General features: G+C 73.7%; 5 protein-coding genes and 1 pseudogene. All 6 read left to right on the top strand.

Annotated elements, in window-relative coordinates; genetic code table 11:
* Positions 1–260 precede the first annotated feature (260 nt).
* The gene (galU, locus tag BG452_RS29840; RefSeq protein ID WP_188307469.1) at positions 261–1,181 is read left to right on the top strand and encodes a UTP--glucose-1-phosphate uridylyltransferase GalU; all 921 of its coding nucleotides are present in this window, start codon (positions 261–263) and stop codon (positions 1,179–1,181) included.
* A 26-nt stretch (positions 1,182–1,207) separates the two neighbouring features.
* Positions 1,208–2,545, top strand: coding sequence for a gephyrin-like molybdotransferase Glp (gene glp / locus BG452_RS29845; RefSeq protein ID WP_188307470.1), 1,338 nt, complete (start codon positions 1,208–1,210; stop codon positions 2,543–2,545).
* A 120-nt stretch (positions 2,546–2,665) separates the two neighbouring features.
* Entirely contained in the window at positions 2,666–3,166 is a 501-nt protein-coding gene (gene moaC / locus BG452_RS29850) for a cyclic pyranopterin monophosphate synthase MoaC (RefSeq protein ID WP_188307471.1), read from the top strand.
* A gap of 26 nt (positions 3,167–3,192) precedes the next feature.
* Entirely contained in the window at positions 3,193–3,696 is a 504-nt protein-coding gene (locus tag BG452_RS29855; RefSeq protein WP_188307473.1) for a molybdenum cofactor biosynthesis protein B, read from the top strand.
* Positions 3,697–3,734: 38 nt separating this feature from the next.
* Positions 3,735–4,319 (top strand): GNAT family N-acetyltransferase, encoded by a 585-nt coding sequence (locus tag BG452_RS29860; protein ID WP_411293044.1) that lies wholly within the window; start codon positions 3,735–3,737, stop codon positions 4,317–4,319.
* Between the two features lie 150 nt (positions 4,320–4,469).
* Positions 4,470–4,890 (top strand): annotated as a pseudogene (locus BG452_RS29865) (hypothetical protein); the annotation flags it as partial.

A 4,890-nucleotide genomic window follows, 5' to 3' on the forward strand; every position in this document is an offset into this window, starting at 1 on the left:
GCTGGCGGATCGCGCCGCGGCCCGGTCAGCCCCCGGCCGGGCCCCGTGAGCAGCCCGCTTCCGCTCCGGGGCCGGCCCCGGCTGCCGAACGTGACCGTTCGGAAAAGCCGGGTAGTGTGTCGGCCTGTACCGGAGGGGGTCCCTCGGCCCAGCCGGTCGCTTCCCATACGCCCGCCATCGTGGCCGTGCCCCGCGACGTGCTGTCCTAGCCGTCCGAACGCGCTCGGCCGGGCGAAAACGTGCCTGAGTAAGGTAAACGCATGACGACGACCGCTCCCCGAATTCCGGTGACCAAGGCCGTGGTGCCCGCGGCCGGACTGGGCACCCGCTTCCTCCCGGCGACCAAGGCCACGCCGAAGGAGATGCTGCCCGTCGTGGACAAGCCGGCCATCCAGTACGTCGTCGAGGAGGCCTCGTCCGCGGGCCTGTCCGACATACTCATGGTCACCGGCCGTAACAAGCGCGCGCTGGAGGACCACTTCGACCGCGCCTACGAGCTGGAGGAGCTGCTCGTCCGCAAGGGCGACGAGGACCGGCTGCGCCGGGTCCGCGAGTCCGTCGAGCTGGCCAACATGCACTACGTCCGCCAGGGCGACCCGAAGGGCCTCGGCCACGCCGTCTCCGTCGCGGAGCAGCACGTCGCCGGCCAGCCCTTCGCCGTCCTGCTCGGCGACGACCTGATCGACCCCCGCGACCCGCTGCTCTCCCGCATGATCGAGGTGCAGCAGGAGCTCGGCGGCTCGGTCGTCGCCCTCATGGAGGTCGACCCCTCCCAGATCCACCTCTACGGCTGCGCCGCCGTCAAGGCCAACGGCTTCGGCGAGGACGTCTTCCAGGTGACCGACCTGGTCGAGAAGCCCGAGCCGGGCGAGGCCCCCTCCAACTACGCCGTCATCGGCCGCTACGTCCTCGACCCGCTGGTCTTCGACGTGCTGCGCGAGACCCCGCCCGGCCGCGGCGGCGAGATCCAGCTCACCGACGCCCTGCGCGAGCTGACCAACCGCGACGCCGAGGCCGGCGGCCAGGTGCACGGCGTGCTCTTCAAGGGCCGCCGCTACGACACCGGCGACCGCGCCGACTACCTGCGCGCTATCGTCCGACTGGCCTCCGAGCGCGAGGACCTGGGCCCGGAGTTCCGCTCCTGGCTGCGGGAGTTCGTCGGCTCCGAGCTGCAGGACTGACCCACGACACAGAGAGCGAGCCGCCGATGACCGGGTCCACGGAGCACAGCACCACCCCCGCAGCCTGCTGCGAGGGGTCCGCGGACCGGGCACCGGCGGCTCCTCGGTTCTGGACGGTGGACGAGCACCGGGCCGACGTGCTGGCCGCCGTCGGCCCGCTGCCCGCCATCGAGCTCCAACTGCTCGACGCCCAGGGCTGCCGGCTGGAGGAGGACGTGGTCGCCGACGGCGACCTGCCGCCCTTCGACAACAGCTCGATGGACGGCTACGCGGTCCGCACCGCCGACACCAGGGGCGCCACCGACGCCTACCCCTCGGTGCTCACCGTGGTCGGCGACATCGCCGCCGGTGCGGGTGAGCTGCCCAAGGTCGGCCCCGGCCAGGCCGCCCGGATCATGACCGGCGCCCCGATGCCGCCCGGCGCCCAGGCCGTCGCCCCGGTCGAGTGGACCGACGGCGGCACCGGCACCGGGGTCGCCGCCGCCGCGATGACCGCGCCGGTGGCGGACGAGGAGGTCCGGGTGCTGCGCCCGGTCGCCGAGGGCGCGCACATCCGGCGGGCCGGCAGTGACGTCGCGGCCGGTGCCAGGGTCCTGGAGGCCGGCACCCGGCTCGGCCCCGCCCAGCTCGGCCTGCTCGCCGCGATCGGCCGGGCCACCGTGAAGGTCCGCCCGCGCCCCCGGGTGGTGGTGCTCTCCACCGGCAGCGAGCTGGTCCAGCCCGGCGAGCCGGTCGGGCCCGGGCAGATCGCCGACTCCAACAGCTTCACCCTCACCGCCGCCGCCCAGGAGGCCGGCGCCATCGCCTACCGGGTCGGCGCCGTCCCCGACGACGCCGACCGGCTGCGCGCCGTCCTGGAGGACCAGCTCGGCCGCGCCGACCTGATCGTCACCAGCGGCGGCGTCAGCGTCGGCGCGTACGACGTGGTCAAGGAGGTCTTCGAGTCCTACGGGGGCGTCGACTTCCGCAAGCTGCGGATGCAGCCCGGCAAGCCGCAGGGCTTCGGCCGGATCGGCGGCGGGGCCGGGGTGCCGCTGCTCGCCCTGCCGGGCAATCCGGTGAGCGCCTACATCTCCTTCGAGCTCTTCGTCCGCCCGGTGATCCGCACCATGCTGGGCGCGACCGACGTCCACCGCCCGGTGGTGCGCGCGTTCTGCCCGTCCGCGCTGCGTTCCCCGGCCGGCCGACGGCAGTTCCTGCGCGGCCGCTACTCGGCCGCGGACCGCACGGTCGAGCCGGTGGGCGGCGCCGACTCCCACCTGGTCGGGGCGCTGGCCCGGGCGAACTGCCTGATCACCGTCCCCGAGGAGGTCACCGAGCTGCCGGCCGGCAGCGAGGTCGACGTGGTCCTGCTGGACGCCTGAGCGGCCGGCGCACCGCGGCGGGCCGAAGGGCGGCGGGTCAGGAGCGCCCGGAGGCGAGTGGGCGTGGCACGGGGCGGTACGGTAGCGCGGTATTCGACCTGCGCGCCCCTGGAGTTACCCGTGACGACACCGAACCCCGGCGACCGCCTCACCCACGTCGACGAGCAGGGCGCGGCCCGGATGGTCGACGTCTCCGAGAAGGCCACCACCGCGCGCACCGCCGTCGCGGCCGGGCGGGTCCGGGTCTCCCCGAAGGTCGTGGAGCTGCTGCGCGGCGAGGGCGTGCCCAAGGGCGACGCCCTCGCCGTGGCCCGGATCGCCGGGATCATGGGCGCCAAGCGGACCCCGGACCTGATCCCGCTCTGCCACCCGATCGCCGTCTCCGGCGTCAAGGTCGACCTCACCGTCGCGGACGACGCGGTCGAGATCACCGCCACCGTGAAGACCGCCGACCGCACCGGCGTCGAGATGGAGGCGCTGACCTCGGTGACGGTCGCCGCGCTGACCGTGATCGACATGGTCAAGGCCGTCGACAAGGGCGCCGGCATCGAGTCCGTCCGGGTGCTCAGCAAGACCGGCGGCAAGAGCGGCGACTGGTTCGCGCCGGAGGCCGGCGCATGAGGCCGCAGGGCATGAAGCCGCAGGGCATGAGGGCGCTGGCCGTCACCGTCTCCAACCGGGCCTCGGCCGGGGTGTACGAGGACAAGGGCGGCCCGCTGCTGGTGGCAGGCCTGACCGCGATGGGCTTCACCGCCGACGGCCCCCGGGTCGTCCCGGACGGCGAGCCGGTCGAGGCCGTCCTGCGCGAGGCCGTCGCCGCCGGGTACGACGTGGTGCTGACCACCGGCGGCACCGGCATCTCGCCGATGGACCTCACCCCCGAGATGACCGCCCGGGTGATCGACCGGCAGATCCCCGGCATCCCCGAGGCCATCCGCGCGTACGGCCGCGACAAGGTGCCGACCGCGGCGCTCTCCCGCGGGCTCGCCGGGCTCGCCGGACGTACCCTGATCGTCAACCTGCCGGGCTCGACCGGCGGCGTGCGGGACGGCCTGGCCGTCCTGGAGCCGCTGCTCGCCCACGCCGTCGACCAGCTCGCCGGCGGGGACCACCCCCGGCCCGACGCACCAGCTTCCGGGAGAGCGCACTGAACGCCGGCTGGCCGGTAGAACTCCAGGAGGGGGAGGTCGTGCTGCGCCCGATCCGGGCCCGCGACCAGCGCGAGTGGCAGGAGGTGAGCCGCCGCAACCGGGACTGGCTGCGCCGCTGGGAGGCCACCGTGCCGCCCGGCCCGGCGGGGCAGGCGGCCGGGCCCCGGCCGACCTACCGGCAGATGGTCCGCTTCCTGCGCGGGGAGGCCTCGGCCGGCCGGATGCTGCCCTTCGTGGTGCTCTACAAGGGCCAGCTGGTGGGCCAGTTGACCGTCGGCGGGATCACCTGGGGCTCGATGTGCTCGGCCAACGTCGGCTACTGGATCGACGAGGCGGTGGCCGGCCGGGGCATCATGCCGACGGCCGTGGCGCTCGCGGTGGACTACTGCTTCGACACCCTCGGACTGCACCGGATCGAGGTCTGCATCCGCCCGGAGAACGGCCCGAGCCGACGGGTGGTGGAAAAGCTCGGCTTCCGCTCGGAGGGAATCCGCCCGCGCTATCTCCACATCGACGGGGACTGGCGGGACCACTTGGTCTACGTCCTGACCGCCGAGGAGGTCCCGGAGGGGATGCTGGAGCGCTGGCGGGCGATCAGTTCGGGTCGCGAGCCACGTAATTGAATATATGTTCGAAAAGAATATCGATATGGCATCGACGCGGTGGCGGACCGTCACAAATACCGGCAAAATAGTCGGAGAATCAGCTTGATCACACGACACGCCGTGCCAAATTGCTGCCAGGCCTTCCCCGGCGCCCGTACGGTGTGAATCGTGAGCAGTAGCGGCCTTATCTACGCCGTCATCGTAGGGGCCTGGGCCGCCTATCTGGTGCCGATGTGGCTCCGCAGGCAGGACGAACTCAACGAGGCGCGCCCGACGGAACGCTTCAGCACCGCCATCCGCCTGCTGGCCGGGCGTTCGGCGCTGGAGCGGCGGGCAGCCCGGGCCCTGGGCGACGAACCGCGTGACGACGAGCACAGCGACGACGGTCCTCCCGAACGGGACGGGGCCGCCTCCGGCGATCCCGTCGCACGGGAGCCCGAACCCCCGGCGGAGCGCCCGGCCGAACGGCCGGCCCCGGTGCGGCAGGGCGGCGGGGAGCGCCGGGCGCGGCTGCTGGCCCGCCGGCGCCGACTGGTCTCCGTCCTCTTCCTGGCCTTCGCGCTCGGCACGGTGGTCGCCGCGGTGGCCG

This window comes from Streptomyces sp. CBMA123 (assembly GCF_014596465.1).
GTDB lineage: Bacteria > Actinomycetota > Actinomycetes > Streptomycetales > Streptomycetaceae > Kitasatospora.

Excerpts from the sequence above, each read along its gene's own strand:
- galU (WP_188307469.1), top strand. The coding sequence starts at position 261 with ATGACGACGACCGCTCCCCGAATTCCGGTGACCAAGGCCGTGGTGCCC.
- BG452_RS29855 (WP_188307473.1), top strand. The coding sequence starts at position 3,193 with ATGAGGGCGCTGGCCGTCACCGTCTCCAACCGGGCCTCGGCCGGGGTG.
- glp (WP_188307470.1), top strand. The coding sequence starts at position 1,208 with ATGACCGGGTCCACGGAGCACAGCACCACCCCCGCAGCCTGCTGCGAG.